Annotated in this window: 6 protein-coding genes; all 6 read right to left on the bottom strand. The window is 54.2% G+C overall.

Annotated features, from left to right (window positions below; all coding sequences use genetic code 11):
• Nucleotide 1 precedes the first annotated feature (1 nt).
• Nucleotides 2-1156 (bottom strand): HlyD family efflux transporter periplasmic adaptor subunit, encoded by a 1155-nt coding sequence (locus tag ACFQ1Z_RS11945; protein ID WP_379057870.1) that lies wholly within the window; start codon nt 1154-1156, stop codon nt 2-4.
• Between the two features lies 1 nt (nt 1157).
• Nucleotides 1158-3524 carry an ATP-binding cassette domain-containing protein gene (locus ACFQ1Z_RS11940; RefSeq protein ID WP_379057869.1) on the bottom strand — a complete coding sequence of 789 codons (2367 nt, stop codon included), beginning with the start codon at nt 3522-3524 and terminating at the stop codon, nt 1158-1160.
• Nucleotides 3521-4906 (bottom strand): TolC family protein, encoded by a 1386-nt coding sequence (locus ACFQ1Z_RS11935; RefSeq protein ID WP_379057867.1) that lies wholly within the window; start codon nt 4904-4906, stop codon nt 3521-3523. Before ACFQ1Z_RS11935 ends, ACFQ1Z_RS11940 begins: the two co-directional genes overlap by 4 nt.
• A 591-nt stretch (nt 4907-5497) precedes the next feature.
• A complete protein-coding gene (locus ACFQ1Z_RS11930; RefSeq protein ID WP_379057865.1) occupies nt 5498-5845 on the bottom strand; it encodes a hypothetical protein in 348 nt (115 codons plus the stop codon).
• A gap of 758 nt (nt 5846-6603) precedes the next feature.
• Nucleotides 6604-16239: an Ig-like domain-containing protein gene (locus ACFQ1Z_RS11925; RefSeq protein ID WP_379057864.1), complete on the bottom strand. Its 9636-nt coding sequence runs from the start codon at nt 16237-16239 to the stop codon at nt 6604-6606.
• A gap of 101 nt (nt 16240-16340) precedes the next feature.
• Entirely contained in the window at nt 16341-17864 is a 1524-nt protein-coding gene (locus tag ACFQ1Z_RS11920) for a hypothetical protein (protein ID WP_379057862.1), read from the bottom strand.
• Between the last annotated feature and the right edge of the window lie 260 nt (nt 17865-18124).

Raw genomic sequence — 18124 nt, 5'->3', positions numbered from 1 at the left:
CTTAGCGCTCTTTCAATGATTCAGAAATGGTTTTGGTGATAGGCTTGGTCAAATAGCTCAATACGGTTTTTTCCCCGGTCGAGATATCCAGCGTAGCGGTCATCCCCGGCTGCATCTCAATCGCCTTGATGCCCTTTTTACCGCCATGGGAGATCTCCTGCTTGTCGATCAGCACTTGCACCCGGTAATAGAACACCTGTCCCTGCGCTGTATTCTCTACCAGGGCATCCGGGCTCACATAGCTGACCTTGCCGCGCAATACTCCATACACACTGTAATCATAGGCATCCAGCTTGATCGAAACCGGCAAACCAACCAGCACATAGGCCACATCTTTAGGTTTGAGCTTAGCTTCAACGATCAGCGGACCATGGGTAGGCAATATCGTCATGATCATATCGCCTGGTTTGACTTTTGCACCTGGCGTGGTCAGCTCGATCTTGCTCACAAAACCATCGGCCGGTGCGTGTATCTCGGTGCGTTCAAGCGTGGCCTGCCGGTCAAACAACACCTGTTGCTGCGTCGCCAGATCTTCTTCCGCCTTGGTCATATCGGCCTGGGCATCCTGAAAATACTTGTTCTCACGATTGGTGATGGTGCCTTGTATTTCAGACATTTGCCGTTGCAGGCGGATAATGTCCGACACTGCGATATCGCCGGTCTCCAGCAGTGGCTCATTGATTTTAAGCTCTTGGTTGACCAGTGCCAGGCTACTCCTGAGCGCAGCGATCTCCTGCTGCAGGGCTTGCTTGCGCCGCTTATACAGCTGCGTCTGATTGGAGACAAAGCTGGCATATTGCAAGGCATCCGCAGGAAAAGACAACTCGCGCCCATACACTTCGGCGTGCAAGCGTGCCAGATTGGCCTTGAGTGCGGCCACTTTGGCCCGGCTGTCATGGTAGCCAGCCTCAGCCTGCTGGCGCTCCAGCACGACTAGTGTCTGCCCCTTGCTCACCTTATCCCCTTCATGCACCATCAGCTGATCGATCACACCATCCACCGCAGCCTGGATCACCTGGGTCCTATCTTGCGCAATGACCTGGCCTTGTGCACTGGCCACTTCATCGATACGTGCATGTTTTGCCCAGTAAATAAAACCGCCCAGCCCCAGGATAAAAAACAGAATGACAAAATAGTGAAAGAATCTATCGCTCATTTCAAACTCCTTCTTGCGCGTTCACGGTAACAGTTTCTGCTGGCGCGGTGGTAGATGGCCGGCCCTGCAACCGCTGCAATACGGCATCGCGCGGACCATCGATCAAGATACCTTGCGGGCCCAGCACTATCAGGCGGTTGACCAGCGCCACCAGCGCCGGTTTATGTGTCACCAGCAGCAGGGTTTGCGTGGCGGTGGCCGCCTGCTGAATGGCAGTCAACGCCTGGCCTTCAGTGCCTTCATCCATGGCCGAGGTAGGCTCATCCAGCAGCCACATATTGGGCTTGGCCAATAACAATCGAGTGAGTGCGATAAGCTGCTTTTGCCCACCAGACACCCCCGCGCCGCCTTCAGCGATCTGCAGATCCAGGCCTTTGGCATGACCCGAGACCAAACGGATCAGCCCGGTCGCTTCGCAGGCGGCCAGAATAGCGGCATCCGTGATGCCGACCAGGCCTATGGTCAGATTGTCACGCAGACTGCCTTGCAACAGCCGTATCTCTTGCGGGATATAGCCTATCTGTTCAGATAGCCAGGGGCGGGATAATTGCTGCATATCCAGCCCATCCAGCAACACCGTGCCCTGCACCGGTTTATACAAGCCACCCAGCAGCTTGAGCAATGTGCTTTTTCCTGCACCTATGCTGCCTATAATACCCACTTTCTCACCCATGCCTATGTTGAGATTTTCTATCTTCAGGCCTTGTGTACCTTCTTTATAAGCGAACTGCAGGGCGGGCACCATGATATTGCCGAGCAGGCGTTCAGGCACCAGCGGGGTCTCCACACCTTCATTATCCATTTGCAGGGAAAAAACCTTTTCCAGGCTCTCGAATGAGATCTTTGAATTACCCCATTGCACGATCAGGCCAGGCAGTGCCCCCACTGGTGCCAGCACGCGGCCGGAGAGGATAGAGCAAGCGATCAGGCTACCGGTGGTCAACAGGCCGGTAGAAGCGATATACGCCCCCATGCACACCAGCACCACATAGCTGGATTGCTGTAAAAATGCGGCAAGGTAACTGGCGTGCTCGCTGTAATGGCGTATGCTGACATCCTCTTCAACTGACTCCCGGCTCAACATGCCCCAGCGATTGAGCTGATGCCAGCCTGCACCAGTGGCCTTGATCGACTCTGCGCCTTCAACAGTCTCAACCAGCAAGCCCAGTTTTTTGTTACTGGCCATGGTAGAGCTGCGGGTGTGCGCTTGTATGCGCTTGCGATACATCAAGCCCACCAGCATGGAAGCCACAAAAAAACCGATAGGCACCAGCGCCATCTGCAACCCTGCCAGCATCACGATCACCAGCAGGAAAAGAATGGCGAATGGCACATCGATCAAACAGTAAAGCACCGCGGCAAGTACAAAAGCGCGGATAGTCTCATAGCCACGCACTTGCGAAGACAGGCTGCCCACACTAGGCGGAAACTGATCCATGCGTATATTCAATAGCCGCTGGAACACACGGTGCCCCAATTCAATGTCTATGCCCTTCATGGCACGGTCCTGAATCGCAGAGCGCGCCATCTTGATCACCAGCTCAAATACCGCCGCGACCAGGGCACCCGTGGTTAACACGATCAGGGTGGGCACCCCTTGCGTGGGGATCACCCTGTCATACACCTGCATGGAATACAATGAACCCGCCAAAGCCAGTGTATTGGCGATGATTGCAGCAAAACCAACGTAAAACAACACATGCGAGCGCTGCAACAAAACTTGCTTGAACAACTTTCTCAGGCTGGCTTTCTTCTCACCGACCACCGTATTCTCTATGGTCGAATAGCTTGCGCCTGCAGGCAGTGACGCCACCTGCGTGCGGCCTGCCGGGCTTTCAACTACCCAGTTACCATCGCTGCCTTTACCGAGAATGATATGCCAGCCCATGCCTGGCAGCATGGCGATCGCAGGCAGTACTTCAGGCCTGACTTTACGCATCCACACCGGCGGCTTCAGGCCCATTTCTGCATGCAGGAGCTTGATAGCCGCTTTGGCTACGCGTGCTTCCAGCATGACTGGCGGTGCAGGATCAGCTACCAGTTCAGCGTCCACCACTTCAGGCGCGTGCGCGCTATGCTTTACCGCATCAGGGCTTCCCAAATCAGGGTTTACCGCATGAGGACTCAACGCATCAGGCTTGATCAACTCATGCAACACGGCCGATGGCTCCGCCCGCTCATGAGCGTCTACAGCAACGCTTGCAGTCTTAACCTGCCCCAGGCATTCCTCATAGATCGCATGCATTTCACGCTTGGAAAGTTTGCGCGCATTGGGACTGGTGACTGCCAGCCTGTGCGCCAGCCATTCAAAATCGGCCATCGTCAGTCCATGCGCCTGTTTACCTTGTTTATTGTTCCACCACATCATGTTCTGTTTCCTAACCAGGGGAATTTCCCACTGAGCACATCGAGTTTGTAGCGGGTGACCACCAGCTGGGCATTGACTTCGGCCAGTGCCTGCTCAGCGATCACCAGATCCCTGGCAACGTTCACCACGTCATACCAGCTGCGTTTACCGGCCTTGAACAGCCGCTTATAAGACTCCAGCACTTCCGCTGCTGTTTTGGCATTGGCAAGTGCATTACCCAAGCGTTTGCTGGCTGCGGTGCCTGCCTGCCACTCTATCCGGATAGACTGTACCAATGAACGCTCAGCCGCGACACGCAGCGCGCGCACGCTTTGCACACGCGCCTGCGCAGCCTGTGCTTGCGCAAAAGACGATAACCCCGCACCAGGCTGGTACTGCACGGTTAAAAATACCGAATCATTGTCAAAAGTACCGGGGGCAGTCGTGGTGGTGTGCTGTGCCTGTAAAGCCAGGCTGGGCCAAAGGGCTGCTTTCTGCGCGCGCTGTTGCGCATCTGCCACTTCTATATCTGCAGCAAAACGCGACAGCACTGGATGATTATTCAAGGCATACTGAACGAATTGCTCTTCATTTTCATGGTTGAAAAACTCACTGGCTGCCACACCGCTCTGCAATTCAATCTCACTCGCGGTGACCTCGCGGCCGGCCAGCAATGACAACTGCGCCAGGGCAGAATTACCATTAGCCTGCTCATTTGCCAGCTCACTTCGGGATTGGTCCAGCCTGGAAGAGATCAAATAACTATCCGACAATGGCGAGGCACCTTGCGCGATACGCCGCTTGACCAGAGCCTCCAAAGAAAGCAGCCGCTCAAGATTATTGTTTGAGGCCTTTTGCCGACCCAATGACGATTGCAATGTCTGATAAGCCGACACCACGTTCAAAGCCAGGCCATACTGGGCCTCCAGCACGGAGAATTCAGCGGATTGTTTCTGGCTGCTGGCAGCATCCACCCCGGCAGTGATCCGGCCCCAGGTCCACAATGGCTGGGTCAATTGCAACGTGGTCACATGCGTACCATCACTACGTTGAGAGACTTGCGCACTAGGCGCAGGGTAATATTGCAGTTCAGCTGCCCGCAATCCATAGGCTGCCTCATTCACAGCACCATTTCTAGATTCAACGTTAGGGTGTGAGCGCACGGTTTCTTTCACCAGTGCATCCAGTTGCTGGGCCAGGCCAGATGTCGCGCTCTCACTTACTGTAGTTGAGTAAACCTGACAGCTATTGTCAGCCAGCGCAACATTGCGCTTAAATTCTGACAAAGGAGACAATCGCAAACCACCAGCCGAGCCAGGCGCGACAAACGAGGTGCCACTGCCGGAGTTTATAGCTGGAGTGCAGGCAGAAAGCGCCTCACCAGCAACAGCCTGAGTAAACATCAGGCAGAGAACTAAGCTAAAAAGATAAAGCACGCTACCCCCTAAAAAAACATTACTATCAATTCATGTGGGGGATTTTTTCATTAAGTAGAGGTCAGTAACTGACAATTTCTGACAAATCGTCAGGAAATGTGATAAAAACCGGGATTTTTTCCTGAAAACGCGCTGGTTAGTACAGGCAAACACGAAAAACTGACAGCTGTTATCTGAATCGCCACCTGATAAAGGCTTAAGCAGCATGCAACTGCTGACACAAAACAGCCTCACTTAAGCAAATCAAAATCAAGCAAATCACAATTCATTGCAGCTAAGCGCCGCCATCAAGCTAGCCGTCGGCGCTGACAACCCCTCCTGATAGGCGCTCACATGCCGCATCATCGTGCTGACAAGCGCGTGAACGAATGCACTCAGTTGTCAGCCACTACACTTGTCTCCATGCCCTAGCCCCTATGTACTTATCTCATGCCCTTGATCTGCACCAATCTATGCCCTAAAGCACTTATTCTCAACGCTACCGTTCTCTAACCCCCAACCCCTGCTTTTAAGCCCCTAACCCTTACTCTTTAGCCCCCAACCCCTAATCTCCAGCCTCTAGCTTAGAAGCTGACTAATCTTTTTTTTCGGCTGTGCCTGAAACCAGGCATCTTCGCCATACAAAACCACCGAATCCATGCCCAACAATCTGGCGATTTCCTCGTGGGCTTGATCGATCAGCTGGCAAATATGGTGCGCGTCCTGTTGCGCTTCGTGATAAATGTTGTTGAATATATCCGGTAAAAGACCGATATCCCACGCTTCAGCCTCCATTTGAGAGAGCATGATCTGTGCACAGCGTACGCAGGCAGAAAGATAGTACGCACCCAGATATTTCTTTTCGTCGATCTCACACAAAATCTCAGCCACCACTGAAAAATACCTGATCTTCAAGTCCTCACTCATACGACCTCCTCAATACTTATGCAGACAAATACTTATTCAACTGAATATTTATGCATTGAACATTCAGGAATACAGTAAAACAGCCAAAAAAACTGCCTGCCAAACCATCTGGCGGGCCCGATCACAGCTGTTAAAGTATATTAAGCATGGCCCTGCCGTAGCTGACACTCGCTGATGCTGCTTTTGCCGGCGTGATTGGGGCCAAATGGGGCCGTATTTTTAAATCCTGTCGCATACTTAAGTGCTGTCGCATCCTCAATTAAAAGCATGCTTGCAGTTTGCGTTGTAAGCGGCCTCAGCCATCACACCCAGGCAGTGATACTGGCCAAACCTTGAACATAACCTTAAATCTAAGCGGCAGCCCCCCCAAAAACAAAGAGCCCTTACTGCCCGGCAACCCAGAGTAAAGGGTTGCGGGAGTAAGGGCTAAAACGGCAGGGCTCACCCGCCGGGCACTCGCACAGCTATTTTTTCACTTGATCAGCATTGCTGATCAACCTTGTAGGTCCTCAGCATTGCTGAACAACTTTAAAGGCCACAGCAATGCAGCTGATAAACTTTCCAGGGCATCAGCATTAAAGCTGATCAACTTTCTAAGTCTTCAGCATTGCTGATCAACCTTGTAGGTCCTCAGCATTAAAGCTGATCAACGTTCTAAGTCCTCAGCATTGCTGATCAACCTTGTAAGTCATCAGCATTGCAGCTGATCAATTGCAGGTCATCAGCTTTGCAGGTGATCACCTGGCCATGCGATTATTTTAAGCAAGTACTTTAAATTGATTATCCAGCCTCATTTGCTCTACCAGATTGTCCAGCGTGATATTGCCGGTTAAACCCGGCACAGTCGTCGCCATAGTCGCTGCATTGACCACCACCTGGTTATTCGCGTCTACACTCAAATTATCCAGCGTCATAAACGAGCTCTTATCAAAGCCAGCGCCATTTGCCTTACCGTCATGATCAACCTGGATCTGCACCTTGCCATTCAGGTTCACTGCACGCACAAAGTCTGACAAATTGCTGCTGGCGGTAAAGCCTGACAGCAGTGCAGACACATCGATCACATCGGTTTCATCCGCTCCCTGGCCTGCGCCTTTGCCCAGCTTCAAACCAAAGTCTTTGATGGTGGCGCCACTGTTCAACGGGGTCTTGACGTTGAATATAAATCTGTCATGGCCACCGCCGCCAGTCAGTGTGTCGCCGGGCTCACCAGCAGGTGCGCCATTTGGCAAAAAGACGTTATCCTGTTTGTCTCCCACCATCTGCTCAGCCAGGTTAGTGCCCAGCCTGACGTCGCTGCGGGTGCTCAGGTTACCCGCCAGGTCGACCTGCTCGGCCTTCAGGGTATGCACGCCGTTAGATAAACCCTTCGCCACAAAGCTCCACTGACCCTCTGAGTTGACCGTGGTGCTGCCCAGCAAGGTATTACCGTCAAACACACGCACGCTGGCGCCCACCTCGCCACTGCCGCTGACGTTAAAGCCGGTGGCCTGATCGCCGGTGACCGCATTCACCACCGGCGCCAGAGCAACCGTATCGTAGTGCAGCACTTCTAGCGAAGTCTTGACGCTGCTGTTGCCAGCCACATCGACCTGGGTGGCGTACAGGGTATACGCCTTATTCGCTACCAGTGCATTGCTGCCCGCACCGGTATTGATACTCCAGGCACCACTGGCATTGGCAGTGGTGGTGAAGGTGCTGATCACACCATCGGTACTGGTCGCCACCAACGTGACAGTGGCGTACGCTTCCGCTGTACCTGTCAGCAGCGGGGCAGATTTAATATATCTGGGGACAGGATCGAATTTCGGTACAGCTGCCGAGGTATCTATCACCAGGTTATATGCGCCTGAGGTTTTAACCACCGTCACACCATCGGCGGCCAGCTCTTTGGCCACGACACTATGCGTGCCTGCGGCCAGGGCGGCAACAAGTGTATACGTCCACCCGCCATTCGCATCGGCTGTCACCTGAGCCAGCTTGGTGCTGCCATCATAGATATCCAGCTTGGCACTCGCCTTCGCGCCTGTGCCTTTCAGGGTCGGGGTGGTGTTACTGGTGACAGCGTCCCCTTTCTGAGCGCTATCGCTCGCAGCATCCATCACCGGCGTGCTCAGCTTGCTGGTATCTATGGTGAATTGATAAGGGGCAGAAGCTGCACTCACATTACCTACCACATCGGTCTGCTTCACCGTGATGCTGTGGCTGCCATTAGTGGTCATATTACTGGTCTGAAAGCTCCATAAACCGTTGCCATTCGCCTTGGTGGTGCCCAGGCTGATGGTGCCATCAAACAGTTCGACTATGCTGCCTGGCTCGGCCAGGCCGCTTAACAGCGGATCAGCACTCAAAGTATTCTCCACTGGTTTGGTAGGTGTGTTGACGGTGGTGATATAAGCGGGTGAACGCCCTGTTGTTCCCATACGCACCGCACCACTCTCACCCGCCTTGAGCTGGGTATAGCTCAAGCCATTCAATGGCGTTTCGGAGATAAATACATCTATATCAGACACTGATGCGAGATCAATTTCAGAATACGGGATATCTTTAGAACCGTTGGACAAAGCGTAAACCTTGATCTGGTCTATGGTGAAAAACTCGCCCAGATCAACCATGATCCAGTTATCGGTGGTGGCTCTACTTGCCGCATAGCCGTTATTATTCTCACGGTCAAAATTACCATTCGTCACCCCGGATTCCTTGTAGCCAGCGTAGACGTCGCTTCCGGTCAAACCTGCTGTGACTGTTTTACCCCGCGCGACATTGGTGCCGTTTGCATAGACTTCCACTTCGTTAACATACATCCTGTTCGCATTAGCGCCGTTTTGTTTTAACAGCACATAGCGGGCGCGGGCAGAGGCAGGTTGAGCGAAAACAGGCGCAATGGCGGTGGTATCCACAGTCACCACCGCTGCTACACTGGCAGCACTCTGGTCGCCAGCCGCATCCACCTGCCTGGCGGTGTAGCTGTACTGACCATCCATCAATACGGCAGGCACTTGCAAGCTCCAGTTGCCGTTCGAATCGGCCTTGGCAGTACCCACCAGACTGCTGCCCTGATAAATATTCACGGCATTATTTGCATCCGCCTTACCCTGCAGCACAGGTGTGGTGACATTAGTGATGCCGTCACTTGCCACTCCGCTGTCACTCGCTGCTGACAGCGATATGCTAGGCGCAGCAGCAGGCGCGCTGATATCTATGGTCAGCACCGTTGGCTTAGAGGTACGGATGGCAGTGACACCGTCAGTGCCAAGTTCTTTAGCCACATAACTGTGGGTGCCTTCTGTCTGGCCACTCAGGGACAGGCTCCAGTTGCCGTTGCCGTCAGCAGTCACAGTGCCGACCTTGTTGTCGCTGCCGTTAAAGCTATCCCACACTTCTACTTTAGCCCCGGCTTTGGCCACCCCAGTGAAGCCAGGACTGGTGACATTGGTAATGCCATCACCCTTGATGCCACTATCCGTGGCCACTGCCAGCACCGGGGCTGCAAGCAGCGCCGTGTCTACAGTCACCTTCGTGCTGGTCTGGGTGCTCAGGTTACCCGCCCGGTCTATCTGCTCGGCCTTCAAGCTGTGGTCGCCGTTAGCCAAGCCCTGCACCACAAAGCCCCATTGGCCCTGGGCGTTGACAGTAGTGCTACCCAGTAAGGTATCACCGTCAAACACACGCACGCTGGCACCTGCCTCGCCACTGCCGGTGAGACTAAAGCTCGGCGCCTGGTTGCCGGTGACCGCATTCACCACCGGAGCCTGCACTTGCGTATCGTAGTTTACCGTTTGTACTACACTCTGCGCGCTGCTGTTGCCAGCCACATCAACCTGGCTGGCGCGCACGCTATACACTTTGTTCGCTACCAGTGCATTGCTGCCAGCACCGGTATTGACACTCCAGGCACCACTGGCGCTGGCGGTGGTGGTAAAGGTCTTGCTCACACCATCGTCACCGGTCGCCACCAGGGTGATAGTGGCGTACCCTTCCGCTGTGCCTGTCACTAGCGGGGCAGATTTAGTATTTGTGGTGATGGGGTTCACTAGCGGCGCAGCGGCTGTGGTATCGATCACCAGGACGTAGGGGTCTGAGGTTTTCACCACCGTCACACCATCGGCAGCCAGCTCTTTTGCCACGAAACTATGCCGGCCCAGGGGCACGTCGGCGGGTGGCGTGAACGTCCATTGGCCACTCGCATCGGCAGTCACCTGACCCAACATGCTGTTGCCATCAAAGATACTCAGTTTGGCATTCGCCTTCGCGCCTGTGCCTTTCAGGGTCGGGGTTGTGTCACTGGTGACAGCGTCGCCTTTCTGACCGCTATCGCTAGACGTATCCAGCACTGGCGCGCGCAGTTTGCTGGTATCTATGGTGAATTGATAAGGGGCAGAAGCCGCACTCACATTGCCCGCCACATCGGTCTGCTTCACCGTGATACTGTGGCTGGCATTGGTAGTCATGCCACTGGTCTGAAAGCTCCATAAACCGTTGCCATTCACCTTGGCGGTGCCCAGACTTTTCTCGCCTTCAAACAGTTCGACTATGCTGCCTGGCTCGCCCAGGCCGCTTAACAGCGGGTCAGCACTCAAAGTATTATTCACTGGTTTGGTGGCTGTGTTGGCGGTGGTGATGTAAGCGGGCGTGGACCCTGTAGCTCCCATACGCACCGCACCACCCTCACCCGCCATGAGTTGGGCATAACTCAAGTCACCCAAGGGCGTTTCGGAGATAAATACATCAATATTAGCCACGCGTGCAAGATCATATTCAGAACCCGGGATATCTTTAGACCCGTTGGACAAAGCGTAGACCTTGATCTGGTCTATGCTATAAAAGTCACCCAGATCAACCATGATCCAGTTATTGGGCTTGGCTCCAGTTGCATAGTAGCCGTTATAATTCATACGGTCAAAATTACCATTGGTCACCCCGGATGGCGTGGTGCCAGCGTGGATCGCGTATACATTCATCACACCTGTTGTGACTGGTTTATTCAGTGCGACATTGGTGCCATTTGCATAGACTTCCACTTCATTCACAGCCATCTCGCTGGCAATCGCACCGTTTTGTTTTAACAGCACATAGCGGGCGCGGGTGCTTGCAGGTTGCACAAAAACAGGCGCACTCACGCTGCTATCCACAGTCACCGCCGCTGCCACACTGGCAGCACTCTCATTGCCGGCTGCATCCAATTGTTTGGCGGTAAAGCTGTACTGACCATCCGCCAGTGCAGCGGGGACTTTCAGGCTCCAGTTGCCGCTCGCATCGGCCTGGGTATTGCCCACCAGGGTATTGCCCTGATATACATTCACCTGCGCTTTGGCATCAGCCTTGCCACTCAGGGTAGGCATGGCCACTTTGGTGATACCATCCGCCGTATTGGTGCCACTGTCGCTCGCAGTGGTTAATGACAAGCTAGGTGCACTACCAGGCGCGGTGGTGTCTATGGTCAGCGCGGTTGGCTTAGAACTACGGCCGGTACTGCCGTCAGCGGCTATTTCTTTGGTCACATAACTGTGGCTGCCTTCTGCCTGACCAGTCAGGGTCAGGCTCCAGTTGCCTTTGCTGTTAGCAGTCGCAGTGCCAACCTTGATGCTGCTGCCGTTAAAGGTATCCCACACTTCCACCTTAGCATCGGCTGCTGCTGCCCCAGTGAAGCTGGGGCTGGTGACATTGGTGATGCCATCACCCTTGATGCCACTATCAGAGGAAACGGCCAGCACAGGGGCTGCTAGCAGTTTCGTGTCTACGGATACCGTCGTGCTGGTCTGGGTGCTCAGGTTACCCGCCCGGTCGATCTGCTCGGCCTTCAAGGTGTGCGCGCCGTCAGCTAAACCCGGCAGCACCACAAAGCTCCACTGGCCCTGCGCGTTAACAGTGGCGCCGCCCAACAAGGTATTACCGTCAAACACACGCACGGTGGCGCCTGCCTCGCCAGTGCCGCTGAGCGTAAATGTGGTGGGCTGGTCGCCGCTGACCGCATTCACCACCGGTGCCTGTACTAGCGTATCGTAGTTCACCGTTTGCACCGCACTCAGGGCGCTACTGTTGCCAGCCACATCTACCTGGCTGGCGCGCACGTTATACACTTTGTTCGCTACCAGGGCATTGCTGCCAGCACCGGTATTGATACTCCAGACACCACTGGCGTTGGCGGTGGTGGTGAAAGTCTTGCTCACACCATCGTCACTGGTCGCCACCAGGGTGACAGTGGCGTTGGCTTCTGCTTTGCCTGTCACTAGCGGGGCAGATTTAACATAGCTGGCGATGGTATTCACTACCGGCGCAGCTGCCACGGTATCGATCACCAGGGCGTATGGGTCTGAGGTTTTCACCACCGTCACACCATCGGTGCCCAGCTCTTTAGCCACGATCCTATGCGCGACTGGAGCCAAAGGCATGGCGGCAGGAACCGTGAACGTCCACTGGCCATTCGCATCGGCAGTCACCTGCCCCAGCATGCTGCTGCCATCAAAGATCACCAGCTTGGCATTCGCAGTCGCGCCTGTGCCTTTCAGGGTCGGCGTGGTGTTACTGGTGATAGCATCGCCTTTCTGACCGCTGTCGCTAGACGTATCCAGCCCCGGCGCGCGCAGTTTGCTGGTATCTATGGTGAATTGATAAGGGGCAGAAGCCGCACTCACATTGCCCGCCACATCGGTCTGCTTCACCGTGATACTGTGGCTGGCATTGGTAGTCATGCCACTGGTCTGAAAGCTCCATGAACCATCGCCCTTCACCTGGGTGGTGCCCAGGCTTTTCTCACCTTCAAACAGTTCGACTGTGCTGCCTGGCTCGCCCAGGCCAGTTAGCAGCGGGTCAGCACTCAAGACCGGGGTTTGATCACCCACTGGTTTGCTGGGTTTGATGGTGGTGGTGTAAGCAGGTGTGGGCCCTGTCGTGCCCAGATGCACCGCACCACTTTCACCTGCTGTGAGCTGGGCATAGGTCAAGCTACTCAATGGCGTTTCGGAGACAAATACATCGATTTGAGAAGTCGCTGCAAGGTAATCACCCACGTTTGTATAAGCGGAGATCTTGATTTCCTCAATAGCGTAATAGCTGCCCAGATCTACCATTACCCAGTCATCAGTGGTTATACCTGTTGAAAGGTAGGCGTTATTAGTGTTATCCGCCAAATTACCATCCGTGACCCCGGATGCCGTAGAGCCCAAGACGAGGGCTAGTCCAGACCTACCTCCTGTGGCTGGTTTATTCAATGCGACATTGGTGCCGTTTGCATAGACTTCCACTTCGTTAACATACATTCTACCCGCCCTCTCGCCGTTTTGTTTTAACAGCACATAGCGGGCACGGGCGGTGACAGGTTGAACAATAGCAGGCGCACTCACGCTGGTATCCACAGTGATTGCCGCTGCCACACTGGCAGCACTCTCATTGCCGGCTGCATCCAATTGTTTGGCGGTAAAGCTGTATTTACCATCCGCCAGTGCAGCGGGGACTTTCAGGCTCCAGTTGCCGCTGGCATCGGCCTGGGCATTACCCACCAGAGTATCGCCTTGATATACATTGACCTGCGCTTGGGCATCCGCCTTGCCACTCAGGGTAGGCATGGCCACTTTGGTGATAGCATCCGTGGCACTGGCGCCACTGTCGCTCGCAGTGGTTAATGACAAGCTAGGCGCACTACCAGGCGCGGTGGTGTCTATGGTCAGCGCTGTTGGCTTGGAAGTACGGCCGGCACTGCCGTCAGCGGCTATTTCTTTGGTCACATAGCTGTGGCTGCCTTCTGCCTGGACAGTCAGGGTCAGGCTCCAGTTGCCTTTGCTGTCTGCAGTCGCAGTGCCGACTTTGATGCTGCTGCCGTTAAAGGTATCCCACACCTCAACCTTAGCCCCGGCTGCTGCAGTTCCAATAAAGCCAGGTCTGGTGACATTGGTGATGCCATCACCCTTGATGCCACTATCCGTAGCCACTGTTAGCACCGGGGCTGCAAGCAGTGTGATGTCTACAGTCACCGCTGTGCTGGTCTGGGTGCTCTGGTTACCCGCCCGGTCTATCTGCTCGGCCTTCAAGCTGTGTGCGCCGTTAGTTAAGCCCTGCACCACAAAGCCCCACTGGCCCTGCGCGTTGACCGTCGTGCTGCCCAGCAAGGTTTCACCGTCATACACACGCACGCTGGCGCCAACCTCGCCAGTGCCGGTAAGACTAAAGGTAGGGGCCTGGTCGCCGGTGACCGCATTCACCACTGGTGCCAGAGCAACCGTATCGTAGTTCACCGTTTGCACCGCACTCTGTGCGCTGCTGTTGCCTGATGCATCGACCTGGCTGGCGCGCACGCTATACACTTTGTTCGCTACCAGTGCATTGCTGCCAGCACCGGTATTGATACTCCAGGCACCACTGGCGCTGGCGGTGGTGGTGAAGGTCTTGCTCACACCATCGTCACTGGTCGCCACCAGCGTGACCGTGGCGTTCGCTTCTGCTGTGCCCGTCACTAGCGGGGCAGATTTAACATAGCTGGTGATGGTATTCACCACCGGCGCATATGCGAAGGTATCGATCACCAGGCTGTATATGTCTGAGGTTTTCGCCACCGAGCCATCCGCAGCCAGCTCTTTAGCCACGATATTATGCATGCCTGAGGCCAGAGGCTGGTCGGCAGGCACGGTGAACGCCCAGCGTCCGTTCGCATCGGCAGTCACCTGACCCAGCTTGCTGCTGCCAGCAAAGATATCCAGCTTGGCATTCGCCGTCGCGCCTGTGCCTTTCACGGTCGGGGTAGTGTGACTGGTGGCAGCGTCGCCTTTCACGCCGCTATCGCTAGACGTATCCAGCACCGGCGCGCTCATCTTGCTGGTATCTATGCTGAAGCTGTAAGGGGCGGAAGCCGTACTCACATTGCCCGCCACATCGGTCTGCTTGACCGTGATGGTATGGCTGCCATTGGTGATGCCACTGGTCTGGAAGTTCCATGAACCATCGGCCTTTACCTTGGTGGTGCCCAGGCTGGTAGTGCCATCGAACACTTCTATGGTGTTGCCTACCTCGCCCAGGCCGGTTAACAGCGGATCAGGACTCAAGGCCGGGTTATCATTAGCCAGTGGTTTGGTGGGTTTGGGCGTGGTGGTGATATAAGCAGGTGATGGCCCTGTAGTGCCCACAGCAACTGCACCACTGCCAACTGCCTTGAGCTTGTCAATGGTCAAGTCACTCAATGGCGTTGCAGTGACAAATATATCAATATTGGCACTATTTACAATATCTGCAGCCGCGTCTGACAAAGCGTAGACCTTGATCTGGTCTATGGTGTAAAAGCCACCCAGATCAACCATGATCCAGTTATCGTTGGTGGCTGTCTTTGCCGCGTAGCTGTTGTTATTGTTGCGTGCCAAATTACCATTGGTCACCGCGGCTAACGGGTGACCATCCCAGACGTCAGTCACCTTTGCGGTGACTGGTTTATTCAGTGCGACATTGACGCCGTTTGAATAGACTTCCACTTCGTTAAGCCACATCGTGTTCGTAGTATTGCCGTTTTGTTTTAACAGCACATAGCGGGCGCCGACAGCTTGAACGATAGAAGGCGCACTCACGCTGGTATCTATCGTCAACGGCAGCGCTGTAGAAGTGTTGCTGACAGTGCCGTCAGCCGCTAATTCTTTGGCCACATAGCTGTGATTGCCTTCTGCCTGGGCAGTCAGGGCCAACTTCCAGCCACCTTTACTGTCAGCGGTCGCAGTACCCACCTTGGTGCTGCTGCCGTTAATGGTGTCCCATATTTCAACCTGAGCCCCGGCTGCCACCACCCCGATAAAGGTCGGGGTGCTGACGTTGGTGATGCCGTCACCCTTGACGCCACTATCACTCTCAGTGGCCAATGCCAGCGCAGTGGTGACCACCCCTAAATCGAAGGTTTGTGTCACTGACAGGCCAGCTTTATCTGTCGCCTTGATCGTCACACTGACGGGGTCTTTATCCGCACCAGGCGTACCGCTGATCACGCCGGTGGTGGTGTTTAAGCTCAAGCCCGCAGGCAGCGTGCCCGAGGTGACCGCATAGGTGAGCACATCCCCTGCATCCATATCCTTAAAGAAAGGGGCGGCATCTAAACTGAAAGCTAAGTTCTTGATCGCCGTTTGGGCAGGGATGCTCCCTTTGGCGACCGGCGCTTCGTTGACGTCAGTCACATTCACTGTAAATGCTGCACTGTCCACGCCGCCCGCAGTCACTGTGGTTGTCAACGATTTGGTGTCACTCTCAAAATCAAGTACCACGCCGCTTTTAAGCCATAGCTCATATCTGCCGTTTACTACTTTCACCTCAAAATGGCTGGCGTCGCTCACCGTAGGCACAGTCCCTGCATAGCCATCAAGATCGACAATGACGATATCTGCCACTTTTTTACCGCCGGTGATGGTTGCTTCACCCAGGCTAGTCACAGTATTGCTAAAATTGATGGCAGTTGGCGGATCATCTGTCTTGTTCACATACACATAACGCTCAGTTAAAGCTGGGCTAGCAAAAGTGCTGCCAGCCAGTTTTACCTGAAACCTTTTACGCCATCGCTGAGGGCATTCAATTCGCTCGCTTCTGCGGCAGTCAGCGTGTAGGTAGCGGTATTAGTGGACGCATCAATGGTGATGGTGCCAGCCCCTTTGGTAGAGGCGCCAGGTAACCACATTTCAAAATCTCCGGCCAGCTTGCCTGGCGGCACTTTAAAAGTGATCTCTGAACCCAGCTTGAATTCGGGATCAACGGCATTGATGATGTTGTCACCGGCGATCTTATTGATACTGTAGCCATCACTGCTATTGGCTGCATTTAATAGATTCGACACTACATCGATAACACCCACTGGTAATAAGTCCAGCTTAACATAAGCCGCGGCCGCCCCCAGCATAAGCGCCTCAGCCAGGATACTTTTTTCAAGTCGGCCGCCCACTGTTTTGACCAGAGCATCTATCGTGGCCTGCATGCCGCCGTAGATAGCATCCATGCCGGAAAGTGCAGCCAGAACCGCACCAGCATCGTTAGGCGTTTGAAGACTACCATTCTTATCGACTGCCGTCGTCACATCCAGTTTGGTGACATCACCGCCCAAACCAAACGCTTTGGCAACCTCAGCATTTTTATCATTGACCTTGCTAGCATCAAATTTGGTGAAATCCAGCTTGTCATTCACCACCTCCAGACCCATCATTTTGGCGGCAATGGCTGTCAGCGGGTTGATACTCATTTTGTTAACACCACTGGCGATATTGATGACGGCAAGGATATTTGCATTCAGATTGGTAGGTACACCACTGACTTCATCCTGGTAATCAGCAGCGCCGCCTTTACCATCCACGCGCACAATAGCCAGGCCGGTATAACTGCCAAGGTCCATATTGAATGTGCCATCATCAAGCATCTTGGTACTTTTAATCAGATTGCCATCCTTGTCATAAATCGACACTTCCATATTCTGGCCGGCGACGGCGGGGCCTGCGGCAAATGCACCTAGCACGGTGTTTCCCGCTGGCGGCGTTGCGCCGCCGCTACCCGCACTGCTGCCACCGCCACCGCCTCCGCCACCAAAGGCCAGTGCCGCAACACCTATACCACCCGCAATCGCCAATGGCATGGCGTAGCTAGGCCATCCACCGGCAGTTGTATCTCCGCCGGCAGCAGGGCCCAGGGCTCCGGCATGGCCCATATAACTGGCCGATTGTCCTGGCAGCAGCGTATGCATGGCGTAAGCATCCGCGCTGCTAAACAGTAGCTGGCCACTGGGGCCTACAAACTCAACATCGGTCAGCCCTGAGTTAAAGTAACCATCCAGCACAAATTGCTGGGTACTATCATTAGCCGCTGCAACGGTTAAAGCCTGACCCTCGCGCGTAACCTTGATATTCTCGATCACTTCACCATCTGTAGTCTCCAGACAGAGACGGTCACCATCGGCCACCGACACCCGGGTGGCCTTGCCGGCCACCGCGTGATCAACTGATGAAAAGATTTCAACTTCACCATTTTTTTTGATTTTTACCAGACGTGTTTTTTTTGCAATTTCAGTCTTTGCCATTTCTATTGCCTTTCAGATTGACAGAATTCAGATTTAAAGATCGAGAATAACCACCCCAAATATGCATTTATTCTCATGCGCCTGAGGGCTACTAAGCTGACAATGACTGATAGGAAGATGAATTTTCTTGAAACTCCTTTCTCACGCAAGCCTCACGATCGCATGCAGGGCAATACCCAGCTCAAAGTCGCACTTACGCTGTCAGAAAAAAGTTCTGAGAAAAACTTATGAATTTGCAGCACTTAAGCAATACACCGGTC

The sequence above is a fragment of the Methylophilus luteus genome (genome assembly GCF_042676265.1).
In the GTDB taxonomy this organism is placed as follows: Bacteria; Pseudomonadota; Gammaproteobacteria; order Burkholderiales; family Methylophilaceae; genus Methylophilus; species Methylophilus luteus.
The sequence above is the reverse complement of the archived record's forward strand: the minus strand, read 5'-3'. Positions and strand labels throughout refer to the sequence as shown.

Bases quoted from the DNA above. Each gene is read 5' to 3' on its own strand.
- ACFQ1Z_RS11940 (WP_379057869.1), bottom strand. From the start codon at position 3,524: ATGATGTGGTGGAACAATAAACAAGGTAAACAGGCGCATGGACTGACG.
- ACFQ1Z_RS11945 (WP_379057870.1), bottom strand. From the start codon at position 1,156: ATGAGCGATAGATTCTTTCACTATTTTGTCATTCTGTTTTTTATCCTG.
- ACFQ1Z_RS11920 (WP_379057862.1), bottom strand. From the start codon at position 17,864: ATGGCAAAGACTGAAATTGCAAAAAAAACACGTCTGGTAAAAATCAAA.
- ACFQ1Z_RS11930 (WP_379057865.1), bottom strand. From the start codon at position 5,845: ATGAGTGAGGACTTGAAGATCAGGTATTTTTCAGTGGTGGCTGAGATT.
- ACFQ1Z_RS11935 (WP_379057867.1), bottom strand. From the start codon at position 4,906: ATGTTTACTCAGGCTGTTGCTGGTGAGGCGCTTTCTGCCTGCACTCCA.